The sequence below is a fragment of the Novosphingobium sp. SG707 genome, assembly GCF_012275515.1.
Taxonomy (GTDB): domain Bacteria; phylum Pseudomonadota; class Alphaproteobacteria; order Sphingomonadales; family Sphingomonadaceae; genus Novosphingobium.
In genome coordinates, this window is record NZ_JAAZQL010000001.1 from 616681 (window position 1) to 632571 (window position 15891).

A 15891-nucleotide genomic window follows, 5' to 3' on the forward strand; every position below is an offset into this window, starting at 1 on the left:
CAACGGAAAGCCCTGTTGATGAACGATCTGCTCTTTACCCCCACCCGTATTGGCGCGCTCGATCTGCCCAGCCGGATCGTCATGGCGCCGCTCACCCGCTCGCGCGCGGCGCCGGGCAATGTGCCTTCGCCGTTGGCCATTGACTATTACCGCCAGCGCGCCTCGGCCGCGCTGATTATCACCGAAGGCACCCAGATTTCCCAGCAGGGCCAGGGCTATGCCTGGACCCCCGGCATTCACACGCCCGCCCAGATCGAAGGCTGGGCCAAGGTGGCCGAGGCCGTGCATCAGGAGGGCGGGCGCATCGTGATGCAGCTTTGGCATGTCGGACGCATATCGCATGGCGTGTTTCAGCCGGGCGGGGCGCGCCCTGTTGCCCCCACGATCATGCCGGTGCCGGCCAAGGCCTTCATTCCCGGCCCGGACGGCAAGGGTACTTTCGTCGATGTGCCCGAACCGCAGGAATTGAGCATCGCGGGCATTCAGATGATCATCGCCGATTATGTTCAGGCCGCCCGCAACGCGATGGCCGCCGGGCTGGATGGCGTGGAACTGCACGCGGCCAACGGCTATCTGCTCGACCAGTTCCTCAACAGCGCGAGCAACTGGCGCACCGACCGCTATGGCGGCTCGCCGGAAAACCGGGCAAGGCTGCTGCTCGAAGTGGTCGATGCGGTTTCCGCCGCCATCGGCAGCGAGCGGGTAGGGGTGCGTCTGGCGCCCATGGGCAAAGCTTTCGGCATGGACGAGGCCAATCCCGAGGCGCTGTTTCAGCATGTGGTCGGCGAACTGGATCAGCGCCATCTTGCCTATCTCCATCTGGTGGAGCCGGTGGTGAACGGGCGCGAAATTGCCGCCGAGCCCGATCCGCGCGCGCAGGCCCTGATGCGGGACATCCGCGCTCGTTTTTCAGGCCCGATCATTCTGGCGGGCGGCTATACAAGGTGGAACGCGGAAAAGGCGCTTTCCGATGGGCGCGGCGATCTGATCGCCTTTGGCCGCTCGTTTATTGCCAATCCCGACCTTCCCGCGCGGTTGCTGGCCGATGCCCCGCTTAACGAGGCCGACCCGGCAACCTTTTATGGCGGCGACGCCCGTGGCTACACCGATTATCCCACTTTGGCCGAACTGGCCGCACAAGAGGTGGTGTCATGACCGCCACGCCCCCTCGGGCCATGCCTCCCGGCCTGACCTTCAGCATGGCCGCCGCCACGGGTCTGGCCGTGGCCAACATCTACTATAATCAGCCGATGCTGGGCCTGATCCAGCGCGCCCTGCCGGGGGCCGCCGCCGGTTTTGTGCCCACGGTGACGCAGCTTGGCTATGCTCTGGGCCTGTTTCTGCTGGTGCCGCTTGGCGATCTGCTGGAGCGCAGGCGGTTGATCGTGGGTCAGTTCGTGGTCCTTTCGGTGGCGCTGGGCCTTGCGGCTCTCGCCCCGACGGGGGCGGCGCTGTTGCTGGGGTCGCTGCTGGTGGGGGCCTTTGCCACGGTGGCGCAGCAGATTGTGCCGATGGCCGCCCATGTGGCCCCGCCCGCCCAGCGCGGCGCTGTGATCGGCAAGGTGATGGCCGGGCTGCTGCTGGGCATTTTGCTCAGCCGCACGCTGGCCGGTTTTGTGGCGCAGCAATCCGGGTGGCGCAGCATGTTCTGGCTGGGCGTGCCTTTGGCCCTGTTTGCCGCCGGGCTGTCGCGGGTCAAATTGCCTGTGTCCCAGCCGGACCGGGGCCTCTCCTATCCCGGTCTGATCGCCTCCTTGTGGCATCTTTGGCGTGACCTGCCGGTCCTGCGTCGCGCAACGCTCACCCAGGGGCTGCTTTTCGCCGCCTTCAGCGCCTTTTGGAGCACGCTGGCCTTGCAGGTTCAGCAGATGGGCTATGGTCCGTCGGTGGCGGGGCTGTTCGGTATCGTGGGCGCCGCAGGGGTGCTGGCCGCGCCTCTGGCGGGCCACTTGGCCGACAGGCGCGGGCCGGGTGCGGCCATTGTTGCGGGTACTTTGCTGACCATCGTCGGACTGGCGATCGCCGGTCTGCCCCTTGGCATCGCCGGATTGGCGCTGGGCTGCATCGTGCTCGACCTTGCCGTGCAGGGGGCGCTGATTTCTCACCAACATATCATCTATGCGCTCCGGCCAGATGCCCGCGCCCGGCTCAACACACTGTTCATGGGCGGCATGTTTCTGGGCGGTGCCGGGGGATCGGCTCTGGCCATCACCGCATGGCAGATGATGGCGTGGCAGGCCGTTTGTCTGCTGGGCAGCGCCCTGGCCGCCGTGGCCTTCTTTCTCCATATGGTGGCTTCAAGGCGTTCCCCCGCTGGCGCGCGCCTGTCCCGCTAAAGGCGGCCGGGGGGAGACCCGGCCACGCCTGAAGGCATATATGGAATGATCACCGCTTTTCGAATTGGGGCATGACATAATAGGGCGGTGTTTCGCGCCCGTCCCGTTCGATCGGCGGCACGCCGGTGGTCGAGATGTAATGGCCCATCAGATTGTCGGCCATGGCGTTGCGGACCTTGGCCAGTTTGGGATCATCGATCAGGTTGCGCAGTTCAAGCGGGTCGCGCTTGCGGTCATAGAGTTCGTACTGCCCGCCCGGACGCGCCACGAATTTGTGGGTCTGGGTGGTTACGGCGGCGGCGCGACGGACGGTGGCGGGCTGGCCCACCTGCAGGTCGTGCTTGGCGGTATAGAGATTGGCGGGCCCTTCCATCGCCGGTTCAAAGGCCTGCGGCTCGAACGTGTCATAGCCCGCCTCGGTATAGGCGGCGCGGGTGGGGTCGCCCGCCGCGCCCATGATCTGGGGCATCAGGCTGCGGGCGAAATGGGTATGCCGGGCCTGCACATGGCCTGCTTCCAGCATCGTGGCCATCACGTCATAGAGTTCGACCATTTCGGGCACCACATGGCCCTGCGCTCCGCCGGGCATGCGGATCATCAACGGGACATGGGTCAGATTGCCCTCCAGTCCGCCCGGCCATTTTTCGACCATGCCGTAATCGCCCGCATAATCGCCATGATCCGAGGCGGCGATGACCATCGTGTCCTTTGCCCGTCCGGTGCGCTCCATCGCCTCCATCAATTGGCCGAACAGCCAGTCGGCATAGCTGACCTGACCATAATAGGTGGCGCGGATCTGGCGGAAATCGGCATCGGTGGCCTGATCGAGGTGATAGGCCTTGCGCACCGCCTCATGAAACATCGGCTTTTGGGCCAATCCGGGCGGGGCCAGCGGCGGCAGGCTTTCCGGCTTGTAGAGATCGTGGAAGCCCTGTGGCGCCAGATAGGGCGGATGCGGCTGATTGAGGGCGATGAACAGGCAGAAGGGTTTGTCCTGCTCGCCCCGCTCAAGGATGCGGATCGCCTGCTGGATCAGCAGATAGTCCGAAGTGGCCTTGGGATCGACCTTGGCGTTGATCAGCATCAGGTTGGGCTTGCCCATATCGAAGGCAGGACCACGCCCTCCCGCACGCGCCCATGTGTTCACCTCGCCATGCCATTCGGTCAGGCTGAGCGGAAAGCTCTCGGGCGCCAGCGCGTCATTCTTGCCCAGCCAGAACGTGTCATAGCCGCTATCCTTGAGATAGCGGAACAGATTGGGTTCGTCGCGGCGCAGGAAGTAATAGAGGCTGCGATGGCCGGTGTTCGACACCGGCAGGCCCGTCAGCAGGCTGCACCGTGACGCGCCGCATACCGGATGCTGGACATGGCAATCGGCAAAGCGCGTGCCCTGCCGGGCAAAGGCATCCAGATTGGGCGTTTTGCACACAGGATTGCCATAGGAGCCCAGCGCGTCGGCGCGGCATTCATCCATGAAGAACAGGATCATGTTGGGCCGCCGCGCGCCGTCCCTTGGCGCGGCCAGCGCCGGGCCGAACATCGCCCCGGCCAGCCCCCCGGCCACGCCGCCCAGCACATCCCTGCGCCCCAGATGGATGGATTTGCGTATTGGGTCAGACATGACTTTCTCCTCAATCCCTGAGAGCGCCGCCGGTTGGCCGGGGCTGGTTTTCCTTGCGAAAGAATTCGAACTTTGCGCGGTCGGGCCATGGCGCGGGCTTTGCCGAGGCGCCAAGTTGCAGCAGAATCGGCGAGGCCGCCACATAGGGCCGCCAGTGCAGGGCGGGCGTATCGGGATTGCCGGTCCGGGCAAAGGCAATCAGCGATTGCGTCATCGCCTTGCTGAAGGCGACATCATCGGCCGTCCATGCGCGGGTCTTGCGATAGAGGTTGAAGCTTTCCAGTGTGCCCAGCCAGAAGGGAACCTCGGACGTGTGATAGGCCCCCGCCGTGGCCGGATCGAGGTCGGGAAAAGCGGCCCCGGCCGCATAGGTGTGGGGGCGGGCGAATTCATAGGAATAGACCCGAGCATGGCCATGGGCGGTCATGGCATCGGCCCACAGGCCCATCGAGGAGGCCATCGTGCTGTCGCGGTCGGCGGCGCGGGCAGAATCGCGCGCTTCGCCATCATTTCCGGCCGGATAGAGCGCCAGGAACTCTGCCGCGCGGGCTCCGTATCGCGCCTCGACCTTGGCGCGATAATCGGCCAGATCGCGCACCGGGCCCAGCCCGCCAAAGGATTCATCATGGGTAAAGCCGATCAGGGCGGGCACGTCATGATGCGCGCCGCGGGCCAATGTCTGCTCGATGCTCTGGGGCAGGACATAGCCATCCTGCGAAGGCCCGATCTTGGGCCCGTCGGGCGTGCGGGGAACCACGATCCTGTCGGCGGGCATCGCGCGCAATTCGGCAAGGCTCTTGGCGCGCAGGACCGATTGCAGCTTTACCCCCTCGCGCTCCGCCTCGGCCAGCGGCGGGGTGGCGCTGGGGCCGCCTGCAATGGCACCGCTCATGCCCACCACCCGGTGAAACAGATGCGCGGTCAGCAGACTGGCCTGAAGCGCCTGCACCGACATCGAGCCTGCCGATTGGCCCATGATCGTGACATTGGACGGGTCGCCGCCGAAGCGGGCGATGTTGCGCGCCACCCATTTCAGCGCCGCGATCTGGTCCATAAAGGCATAATTGCCCGAGGTCCGGTGCGGCGATTCAGCCGAGAGTTCGGGATGGGCCATGAAGCCCAGCGCCCCCAGCCGATAGTTGAAACTGACGAAAACAGCGCCCTGACGGGCCACCGCCTCGCCGCCATAGATCGGCATGGCCGAGGAGCCGATATAAAAGCCGCCGCCGTGGATATAGACGATCACCGGCGCCTTTTGCAGTCCGGGCCGGGTCCAGACGTTGAGATAGAGGCAATCCTCGCTGGTGATTTCGGCGCCGGAATATTGGTTCGCCCGCAGGTTGCGCTGGGGCTGCATGCATTGCGGCGCGTGGCGGTCGGCGTGATAGATGCCCTGCCAGGCGGCCACCGGCTGGGGATCTTTCCAGCGCAGATCGCGCACCGGCGGGGCGGCATAGGGGATGCCCAGAAAGGCCTGCACACCCGAGGCCAGATGGACCCCCTCGACCCGGCCGCCCTCGGTCATGGCCGCAGGCGGGGGGACGGAGGCGGCAGAAGCGGCGGAAACCGGGGCAAGCAGCAAACAGGCAAGAGCAAGCCGGAACGTCATGGCGGTGGCACCTTTGACCAGAATGGAAGCATAGGCCGTTGGCGCCAGCCCCGCCCCCCAGCGGTGCCGGCGCCTGCCGGGCGAAATGGCCGCCCGGCCCGAGATCAGAACCGGAAGCGCACGCCGCCCTTGTAGGTGCGCCCCATCAGGTCATAGTAGGCGCTGCCGTTGGCGGGCAGCGGCGGGTCCTTGTCCAGCAGGTTGGCCACGTTGAAATAGACCATATAGCGGCCATCCGGGCCAAAGCTGTAGCGCAGGCCAAGGTCGACATAGGCCACCGCCGGGATGTTGTTGTTGCTGATGCTGGTGCTCAGCGCGGGGTTGTATCCGGCCTGATCGGGCCCGAACAGGCCATTGTTCTGGTGCGAGGGCGAGACGTAGCGGATATTGCCGTTGATGCCAAAACCGCCCACTTCGTAATCCAGCGTGGTGTTGACCAGCCATTTGGGCAGGCCCGCCGGACCGCCAAAGGCCGCCCCCGTTTGCCCCGCGCGGTCGATGCCGTTGGGGAAGAGGGTGGAAATATCGGTCGAGGACCAGAACGACATGACATGCGTTGCCAGCATGTTGACCGTCAGGCGGCCCTTCAGCCCGAATTCCTCCATGGGCTGGCGATAGGTGGCCTGGAAATCCAGACCCTTGGTGCGAAACACCGCCACATTGGCTGTCACGCCCTGCACGCCCGTCATCTGCCCGGCCACGGGGTCATTGTTGGCAAAGCTGATGAGCGAGCACCACGAATTGCCGGTATAGGACCCGCCGATGAAGCAGTTGTTGACCACGCCCTGCGTGCTGGTCGAGGTGATCGCGCCTTCGATGCGGATGTTGTAGTAATCCGCCGACAGGTTGAGCTTGTGGAAGAACGAGGGCCGCCAGGTCACACCCACGGTCTGGGTGGTGGAGGTTTCGGGTTTCAGATTGGGATTGCCGCCCACGATGAAACCGGCATTGTTGGTGGGCCGCGCCACGCCGCTGCGCGGATCGGTGGGCAGGGGCAGAGACTGGGTCTGGGGCGTGTAAAGCTCGATCAGGTTGGGCGCGCGGATATCGCGCGAACGCGTCGCGCGGAACATCAGCCCGTCCACCACTTCCCAGGTCAGGCCCGCCTTCCATGTCGTCACGCTGCCCGATGTGCTGTAATCGGTGATGCGGGCCGCGCCGTTGAACTCGATCTTTTTGGCAAAGGGCATGTCGCGCGCCAGCGGCACGATGGTTTCGACATAGGCTTCCTTCACGTTCTGGCTGACCGTGGGCAGCGACGAACCGGTGCCCGAGAGCCACCCGGAAGCCTGCGAAAGCGCATCGGTCACCAGACGCACCGATTCCTTGCGATATTCCGCGCCCACGCCCACCGAAACCGGCCCGGCCCAGGTCGAGAAAGGCTCGCCCTGAAGATTGGCGGCAACGTCATGCAACACGGTCTTGCCCGAACCGGTGGCGGTGCCAAGGATATAGCCTGCCGCCGCCGCAGAGACGTTCGGGCTGCCCAGAATATTGATCGGCGCGCATCCCGCCGCCACCGCCGCCGCGTTGCGGCAAACGATCTGGCCGCCCACATTGACCGCATCCAGCGCATTGCGGAAATTGGCACTGTTGAACGTGTTGGCGATGGTGACATGCGATGTGTTCTGGCCGAACAGATAGGACACGTCCCATTTCCAGTTCGTTCCAAACCGGCCCTTCAGCCCGGTCTGCACGCGTACCAGTTCATTCTGGATGGTGCGGACGCTGGGGCCGAAACCCTGGCCCGAATAGCCGATCGACAGGCCGCCTGCCGGGACCAGCGCCAGTTGCGCCGGTGTCAGCGCCTGCGCCAGATAGGCATTGTCCTTTGCAATGGTCAGCCCCGGCCCCGCGCCCGCGCCATCGCGACGGATGATGAGAATGCCGGTCGTCTTCACATTGGAATAGAGCGGCTCGACATAGGCCGTCAGATTGTCGTTCACATCGAACGAAACCTTGCCCATTGCGTTGTAGCGCGTCTGGGCCGGGCGCAATTGCTGGGTGTTCAGGTTGTTGATGCCCGCGGCCGCATTGGCGGCAAGGCTGCTGGGGGTGAAGAAATCGAGGCTGGCGGTCATGTTGCTCAGGCCGCGATTGAAGGTCGTGGTGGTGACCCCGCCATTGGCGCCCGGCACAAAGGCCAGCCCCTGCAGAGCGCCCGGCGTCAGGATCAGGCCACCGCTGGTGGCGGTGCCGAAATAATTGCCATAGGGGGCAAGGATCGTATTGGGCGTGCCGGTCGGGCGGTTGGTGATGGTGGCGTTGTTCCACGCATCGCGGCCCCATGCGCGGGCGGTGTTATAGGCCGCCGTGCCGCCATCGTCATTATATTCGCCGCCCACCACGATATGACCCCGGCCATCGGCGAATTTCGCGCCATAAGCCAGCGTGGCGAACTTGTTTTTGGCATCGCCATAGCGGGTTTCGCCATATTGGGCCGAACCCTTGAGGCCGACAAAGCGGTCATCGATCTGGAAATTGATGACGCCCGCGATCGCGTCCGAACCATAAGCCGCCGAAGCGCCGCCCGTCACCACATCGGAATTCTTGATGAGGACGGTGGGGATGGTGTTAAGGTCTGTCGTGCCCGCCGTGGTGGTGACACCGGGCACCATGGTTTGCGGCATGCGCCCGCGATCCAGCAGGACCAGCGTGCGGATCGGGCCCAGACCGCGCAGGTCCGCCAGAAACGCGCCCGTATTGCCCAGGCCGCCCGCATTGGGCGAAACCGCCGCGCGGAAGGCGGGCACGGCGTTCAGCGCGTCGCCGATATTGACGGTCGCGCGCTGCTGGATAAACTCCTGCCCGATCACGGTGGTGGGCGTGGGGGCGGTATAACCGTCGCGGGCAATGCGCGTGGCGGTTACCACGATGTCGGATGCGGAGGGCGTGTTGTCCTGTCCGGCTGTTCCAGACGCGGGCGCGGTTTGCGCCAAGGCAGCCACAGGCAGGGAAACCGCAGCGGCTCCGATCAGCCAGGCAAGGCGCCGGGCCGAAGCCCGTTGCGCCATGGTGCGCGCCGGCAAGCGGGATGAAAGCTCGTGATAGCTCATTTCAAGTCCTCCCATGCTGGCTTCTCCAAAAGCCATTTATTGGTTTGACCTGTTTTTAGCTTTCTGGTTTGATTGACGATAACGCTAATTCTTTGTGTATGATGATCGATAAAAGTGATGGATGGGTCGGCCCCGGTTCGAGGTGAATCGCGAGATTATTAATTAAGCATATGTTTTTAAATGATAAATATATGATTCGGGCGGGAGCGGGCAGCGGACGATTCATATTTTTAACGCTGATGACCGATGAAGATGAGAAGGGGGAAATCGACAGGATGGCGATCTTTGTCTATCCAATTTCCCCTTATTGCTCAGCCATGCACGATTGAACGCCGGGTGTTCGCCTTGCTTTTGCAGGCGGCGCAATCCGGAGATAAAACAAAGCGGCCGGAAAGGAATGGATCCTATCCGATCAAGGCGGCAGAGGGCAAACCATGCGACTAGACCAATTTGACCTGAATCTCCTGATCGCCTTCGATGTGCTGCTTCGCGAACGCAGCGTCACAAAAGCGGCCAACAGCCTGCATATGACGCAGTCGGCCATGAGCGCGGCGCTCAAACGGCTGAGGGAATCCTTCAACGACGATATTCTGGTGCAGCATGGCAAGAAAATGATACCCACCGCGCGCGCCATCGCACTGGCCCCGGAAATCAGTGCGACCATTCAAAGCCTGCGCAACCTGATTGCATCCGCCACCGGGTTTGACCCTGCCGTCTCGGCCCGCCGTTTCCGTATTGCGGCATCCGATTATATCACGACCGTGCTGATCACCCCGCTGTTGACGAGATTGCAGCAGAGCGCCCCGTTGATCGAATTCGAACTGCTGTTGCCCGGCCTTCATTCCAGCCGCGCGATGGACGATGGAGAACTTGATCTGCTGCTCACGCCGCAGCAATTTCTGGCCCCGGATCACCCCAGCGATTTCCTGTTCAGCGAGCGCCATGTGGTGGTGGGATGCCAAAGCAATCCGGTCCTGCAAAAGCCGCTGACGCTGGAGGCTTTTGAGGGGTGCGGCCATGTCGCCGTGGAAATTCAGGGCCATCCTGTCTTTATCGAGGCGGCCGTCAAGGCAGCCGGTGAATGTCGGAAGATCGAGGTGGTGGCCTCATCTTTCCTTCAGGTGCCGTGGCTGCTGCGAGGCACGAACCGGTTGGCGCTGGTCCACGAACGCCTGGCCGTGCTGCTTGAAGGTCCCTTTTCGCTCGCCATTGCGGATTGCCCGATCAATCTGCCCGCCATGAACGAAATGATGCAGTATCATTCGGCCAGAGCGGGCGATCACGGCCTGCTCTGGCTGCGCGAGCGTCTGCGCGAGGCGGCGCGCGACAGTATTCCTTTGCGGCCCTCTCATCCCGCAACAGCATGAGAGGACTCACCCTCTCTTAGATCAGCCGCGCCAGCCATTTTGGGGCCAGCACACTCCATTGCCCCGCAGACCCATTGGCCGGGCCGATGCCGAAACCGTGCTTTCCTTCGGCAAACAGGTGCATTTCGGGCGCATGGCCTGCCTTGGTCAGAGCATCGGCCATCATCAGGCTGTTCTGATAAGGCACCGCGTCATCATCGAGCGCATGGACCAGAAACACCGGCGGCGTCTGGGCCGTAACATGCGGAACGGGCGAGCGGCGCGCAATCAGCGCCGCATCGGGTGCCGGGCCAAGCAGCGTCTGCGCCGACCAGACATGGGTATAGGGCGCCACCATGCTGATCACCGGATAGACCAGGATCACGGCATGGGGCCGCGCCTCCAGCCTGTCGATCGCGTCGACCGGCGGGGCCAGTTTTTCATCAAATCCGGTCAACAGCGAGGCGGCCAGATGGCCCCCGGCGGAAAAGCCGATGACGGCGATGTTCGGGTCTGAAACTCCATCCTGCGCCGAGCGTGAACGGATCATCCGCATCGCGCGCTGGGCATCCATCAGCGGCACGTCGGCGCGATCGGCCCAGCCTTCGCCGGGCAGGCGATAGACCAGAACATAGACATGGTAGCCCGCCGCATTGAACACGCGGGCTACATCGACGCCTTCATTGCGGATCGAGACGAAATTATACGCCCCGCCCGGAATCACCAGCAGGGCCTTGCCATTGGGCTGGGGCGAGCGAAACAGGCGCAATTCCGGTTCGGCAATATTGCTCAGAAAAGTTTGCGGCCAGTCGGCGCGGCGTTCGCGGGGGGCAAAACCTTTGCCCGGAACGCCCGCTGGCCACAAAGGCACGCGCTGCGCCTCGATCCATGGACGGGGCAGGGGGCCGCCGCCTTCGGGGATCAGCAAAGGTGCGGCGGCTTGGGCGGGCTTGGTCATGACGGCTCCGGCAAGGGCGGCAAATCCGGCCTGAATTGTGCGGCGTCGGTTCCAGAACAGGGGGCTTTCCTTTCGTCACACATCGGGGCGCGGCAAGAGGCCGCCGACCGAACATGGTCGAGCGGCCCCCAATTGCCAAGATGGTTTCAGTATTTGAAGCCGATCCGCACGCCATAGGTGCGCGGCGGGGCATAGCTGGCCGTGGTCGAACTCCACACCGGGACCACGGTGGTGGCGATGCGGCGATCCTCCACATTGTTCATGAACAGGTTGATATAGGCATGGCCGCTCGGCTCGTCATAGCGCAGGTTGAGATCGGTTTTGGTATAGCCCGCTATGCGACCCTGCACGGCATTGTCGCTGCTGGCAAAGGTTTTGGACTGGGCATAGAAATCGACCGACGGCGTGATCTTGCCGCCCGATGCCAGATCAAACGCGTGGGCATAGCTGAAGCGGGCGGAAAATTGCGGCGCATTGGTCAAACGCTTGCCCGAATAATCCGCCGAGGCCGAGGGGATCGCCGCATAGCCAAGGATCGGTGCAAAGATGTTGTACATCGTATCGGCCGAATGCAGATTGTCCGAGGCGCCGGGGAAGCTGCGATATTCGGCCACCATATAGGCCACATAGCCCGAGAACGTGTCATTGCGGGTGGGGCGATACGAGGTTTCCAGATCGACGCCGCGAATGCGCGCCTTGGCCGCATTGGTGGTGACGGCAATCGGCCCCTGCACCGGATCGACCACGATGGAGGAAACCTGAAGGTTCCGGTAATCCATCTGATAGCCGGTCAGCCCGATGAACAGACGATCACCCAGCAATTTGGCGCGCAGGCCCGCTTCATAATTGGTGACGGTTTCGGGCGCATATTGGCGGTAGGCGACCGGATTGCCGCTGGATTGCAGACCCCCGCCACGATAGCCCGTCGACACCGTGGCATAGGCCAGAATGCCCGGCGTCAGGTCGTAATCGAGGCCCGCCTTCCAGCTCACCTTGCTGAAACTGGCGGCGGCGCGGCCCCGATCATCGGTATAGGCGATGGCAAAGCCGCCGGGGCATGAGAAGGCGTTGATATTGGCCCGCGTGACCGTGGCGCCAGGGCAGACCAATTGCTGTTCGCGGCCATTCACATCATCCCATGTGGCGCGCACGCCCGCCGTGGCGCGCAGGCGGCCGGTCAGCGAGAAGGTGCCTTGCCCGAACAGGGCGCGCGATTCGCTGCCCTCGCCGGAATAGGTGTTGACCACGTCCACGGCGTTGATCGTGCCGATCTGATTGCCGGTGCTGGCCACCAGCGGGCCGAAGATGTTGTAGACGGATGCGAAAGGCGCGGGCGCGGTGTTGCCCGCATGCAGCAGACGCTGGCCCGAGGGGATTTCGTCCTGATAGATATAGGCGCCCGCCACCAGCTTGACCGGCCCGCGCTGGAAATTGACATCCAGTTCGTGCGACCAGCTATTGGTCTTGTGGTTGATATATTCCTGCGAAAACACGCCAGAGGCCGCCGCCACGCCATTGTTCACCAGCGAGGAGTAACCCGCCAACCAGGTCAGGCTCAGGCTGTCGGTCGCCTGCCACATCAGCTTGGAGCGCACATCATAGCTTTTGACATTGATACGGTTGTTGCGGACCTGATCCAGCCCCGGGTTGATCGTGTCAAAGCTGGTGGGGATGATCGTGACCGGGCCGAACGTGCCGGTGGTCAGATTGGCCTGCGGATAGTAATTGTAATTGCGCAGATAGACGGCGGGCACCGTGCCGTTGTTTTCGGCATAGGAGCCCGACACGCGCCATGTCAGGCGGGGGGTGATGGCCCATTTGGCGGTCAGTCGCACGCCGCCCAGATCGGTCTGGTCAAAACGCGCGGTGCCCAGTTGCGGGCCATAGCCGTCATTGATCTGGCGGAAGGCGGCGATGCGCAGGCCGAACGTATCGCTGACCGGCAGGTCGATGGCGGCCTGGGCGCGGATCTCGTTGAAGCGGCCATATTGCAGGCTGGCGCTGCCGCCCAGATGCTTGCCCGGATCGGCGGTGTTGATGTTGACCACGCCCGCCGTGGCGTTGCGGCCATAAACGGTGCCCTGCGGCCCGCGCAGCACCTCGACCGAGCCGATGTCGAACATGGCCAGACCCAGCGCCACCGAGGAGGGATTGTAGATCCCGTCAAACTGGGTCGCGACGGTCGAATAGCCGGAAAAGCCGTTGTTGCTGCCGATGCCGCGGATGGCAAAGCCGTTCTGGCTGAGCTGCAGCGAAGGCACGGTGGAGACCAGCCGGTCCGCGCTGGTGATCGATTGGCGGTCGAGCGCGGCCTGAGAAACCACGCTGACGGCGATCGGCGCCTTGGAGATCTTTTCGCTGCTCTTTTGCGCCGTCACCACGATTTCGGTGGTGAGCTGGTCATTGGCGGCGGCCGCATCCTGCGCAAGGGCAGGGGTGGCCAAAGGAAATAGTGCGGCGCTGGCAAGCAAGATGGCGGAATATTTCATGGCGTCCTCCCGGGATCATACCTGTGTTTTTCCGGCGCCGGGGGCGGCGCCACTCTCCTTACGGCTGCTGCAACGAGTCGCTGCTATTGCACAACCGATTGCGCATCTGTTACAATCGATAGCATTCGTTGCCTAGAGGGAATTTTCTGCGGATGATTCCAGTGCTTGGTCGCGGAAATATCGGTCTAAATAACTGATAGTATGCATCTATTTTTGATCCGCCGTTGTGGGGGAGGGATTTTTATGAACAAACGTTTGCAACATGTGGCTGATTCGCCTCACCCCTTGGCCTTTTGCTGGACCGCCGCCCATATGTCCGCGCTGCGTCCGAACGGCGCCAACACCATCCCCGGCTTTACCCGCGAGGAATGTGCGTCGCGCCTTCCCGGCCTGGATATTTGGGACATGTGGCCCGTCGAAAATCTGGAGGGCGATGCACACACCTTTGCGCAAGGCTGGCTCTGGCTGGCGCTCGCCGCGCCGGCTTTGCCCGACCCAGAGGACCGCCATGCCATCGCCCGCATCCATCTTTTGCTGCAGATGATCGACGGCTCCGGCTGGGTCGATTGCGGCCCGGCCTTTCCCGATGGCCACACGCCGGGCAGCCGCGAGTGGTCGGGCAGCGCGCTTTATGATGCAGCGGACCGGCGCGTCCTGTGCTGGTTCACCGCCGCCGGGCGCCGCGACGAGACAATACCCACGTTCGAGCAGCGCCTGTTCCTGACGGAAGGCGTCCTCCATTGGCTCGGCGATAGGCCCGTCATTGAAAACTGGACCCGGCCCGAAGAAGCCGTCGCCGCCGATGGCGATATCTATCTGCGGGTCCGGGGCAGCGAGGGTGGTGCTGGCACAATCAAGGCTTTCCGCGACCCCTGCTATTTTCAGGACCCCCGCAGCGGGGAGCATTTCCTCTTCTTCACCGCGTCAAAAGCCGCCTCAGCATCGCAGTGGAATGGGGTGATCGGCGTGGCGCATTCGCTTGCCGGACCGCATGGGCCGTGGCGCCTTCTGCCCCCGGTGGTGGATGGCGATGGGCTGAACAACGAGCTGGAGCGGCCGCATATGCGCTATATCGGCGGCCTGTATTACCTGTTCTGGTCCACCCAGCGCAAAGTCTTTGCCGCAGATGGGCCGCAGGGGCCGACGGGCCTCTATGGCGTGGTGGGCGAAGGTCCGCTGGGGCCGTTTCACCCGATCAATGGCGACACCCTGGTGGCGGGCAACCCGGAGGAAACCCCCTGGCAGGCCTATAGCTGGTGGGTTTTGGGCGACGGGCGTGTCACCAGCTTTGCCGACTTGCCCGGCATTGCGCCGGATGCCGCGCCTGCCGATGCATCGGGCCGCCGCCGTGCCTTTGGCGGCAGCCCCGCGCCGTGGTTCACGCTGCGTCTAGCGGGCGATACCAGCCGGATTCAGGTCGATTCACGCTGAATGAGCTGCGGGTCGATCAGCACGCTGCCGGTCGGCTCGCCCGCCATGCGTTTGAGCAGGAGATCGACCATTACCCGCGCGCCATGGCGCAATTGCTGGTCAATCGTGGTCAGCGGCGGCGAAACCAGCTCGCCCAGCGGCAGGCCGTCATAGCCGATCACTTTCACTTCATCCGGGACACGAAGGCCCATCGTGCCCAGCGCGCGGATCACGCTGATCGCCGTAACATCCGAGGCCGCCACAATGCCATCGGGCATGACCGGCAGCCCACGCAGCAGGCCCAGCGCATCGTCATAGGCCGCCGCCGGTTCACAATGCGATGGCATGACCTGCAATTCCTCGCCCCGCCCGGCAATCGCCAGCGCCTGACGCACGCCATCCAGCCTTGCGCCGAATTCCGGCCCCTCGACCGGGCCCAGATAGGCGATGCGTCGGCATCCCCGCTCCATCAAATGGCGTACGGCCAGCATCCCGCCGGCACGATTGTCCGACCCCACCGAGCAGTGATGCTGACCTGACACCTGGCCGCCCCACACCACCATCGGATGATAGGCCAGCGAGGTGGCTTCGATCACCGCCAGCTGGTTGGACTGGCCGATGATCAGCACGCCATCGACCCGGCCCGAGCGCGCATAATTCTCGATCCAGCGCTCATCCGAAGGGATCACGCGCGAAAGCAGCAGGTCATAGCCCTGATCGGCCAGCGCATCGGCCAGATAGCCGCTCATCGTGTTGAAAAAAGGGTCGGACAGATGCTGGAGATCATCATGGCCCAGCGGCACCAGCATGCCCACCGTGCTGGTCTTGCGCATCCGCATGTTGCGCGCCAGCAGATTGGGCTGATAGCCCAGCTTTTGCGCCAGCGTGATGATCCGCTCGCGCGTTTTAGGGCTGACCCGGCCCGAACCGGAAAGCGCGCGTGACACTGTGCCCGCCGATACCCCCGCCAGCTCGGCCAGTTGCTTGATATTGGTCGGGCTGTTCAATCCATCGGCTCCCTGTTCATCATCGTCGTTCTATCGCCGCGCCCCATTGGGGCAAGCAA

At 63.7% G+C, this 15891-nt stretch carries 10 protein-coding genes; 4 read left to right on the forward strand and 6 right to left on the reverse strand.

Features of this window, described 5'->3' with window-relative positions:
* The first annotated feature begins 18 nt into the window (after window positions 1–18).
* Window positions 19–1155, forward strand: a complete 1137-nt coding sequence (locus FHW92_RS02455) for an alkene reductase (RefSeq protein WP_168601616.1) — start codon at window positions 19–21, stop codon at window positions 1153–1155.
* Window positions 1152–2336, forward strand: coding sequence for an MFS transporter (locus tag FHW92_RS02460; RefSeq protein ID WP_246869869.1), 1185 nt, complete (start codon window positions 1152–1154; stop codon window positions 2334–2336). Before FHW92_RS02455 ends, FHW92_RS02460 begins: the two co-directional genes overlap by 4 nt.
* A 49-nt stretch (window positions 2337–2385) precedes the next feature.
* Here FHW92_RS02460 and FHW92_RS02465 read toward each other — a convergent pair whose 3' ends face one another.
* From FHW92_RS02465 to FHW92_RS02475, 3 genes are all read right to left on the reverse strand, one after another.
* Window positions 2386–3957: a sulfatase-like hydrolase/transferase gene (locus FHW92_RS02465; protein ID WP_246869870.1), complete on the reverse strand. Its 1572-nt coding sequence runs from the start codon at window positions 3955–3957 to the stop codon at window positions 2386–2388.
* 10 nt (window positions 3958–3967) lie between these two features.
* Window positions 3968–5566 carry a carboxylesterase family protein gene (locus FHW92_RS02470; RefSeq protein ID WP_168601617.1) on the reverse strand — a complete coding sequence of 533 codons (1599 nt, stop codon included), beginning with the start codon at window positions 5564–5566 and terminating at the stop codon, window positions 3968–3970.
* Between the two features lie 104 nt (window positions 5567–5670).
* Window positions 5671–8580, reverse strand: coding sequence for a TonB-dependent receptor (locus FHW92_RS02475; protein ID WP_168601618.1), 2910 nt, complete (start codon window positions 8578–8580; stop codon window positions 5671–5673).
* Window positions 8581–9056: 476 nt separating this feature from the next.
* On the opposite strand from FHW92_RS02475, the gene FHW92_RS02480 reads away from it, so the two are divergent.
* Complete coding sequence (locus FHW92_RS02480; RefSeq protein WP_168601619.1) at window positions 9057–9989, forward strand: LysR family transcriptional regulator; 933 nt, start codon at window positions 9057–9059, stop codon at window positions 9987–9989.
* Between the two features lie 16 nt (window positions 9990–10005).
* On the opposite strand, the gene FHW92_RS02485 is transcribed toward FHW92_RS02480, so the two are convergent.
* Both FHW92_RS02485 and FHW92_RS02490 read right to left on the reverse strand, forming a co-directional pair.
* Complete coding sequence (locus FHW92_RS02485) at window positions 10006–10926, reverse strand: alpha/beta hydrolase (protein ID WP_168601620.1); 921 nt, start codon at window positions 10924–10926, stop codon at window positions 10006–10008.
* Window positions 10927–11072: 146 nt separating this feature from the next.
* On the reverse strand, window positions 11073–13415 hold the full coding sequence (locus FHW92_RS02490) for a TonB-dependent receptor (RefSeq protein ID WP_168601621.1): 2343 nt from the start codon (window positions 13413–13415) through the stop codon (window positions 11073–11075).
* Window positions 13416–13658: 243 nt separating this feature from the next.
* On the opposite strand from FHW92_RS02490, the gene FHW92_RS02495 reads away from it, so the two are divergent.
* Window positions 13659–14846, forward strand: coding sequence for a glycoside hydrolase family 68 protein (locus tag FHW92_RS02495; protein ID WP_246869871.1), 1188 nt, complete (start codon window positions 13659–13661; stop codon window positions 14844–14846).
* On the opposite strand, the gene FHW92_RS02500 is transcribed toward FHW92_RS02495, so the two are convergent.
* Entirely contained in the window at window positions 14828–15832 is a 1005-nt protein-coding gene (locus tag FHW92_RS02500) for a LacI family DNA-binding transcriptional regulator (protein ID WP_168601622.1), read from the reverse strand. The two genes, FHW92_RS02495 and FHW92_RS02500, sit on opposite strands and share 19 nt — an antisense overlap.
* Between the last annotated feature and the right edge of the window lie 59 nt (window positions 15833–15891).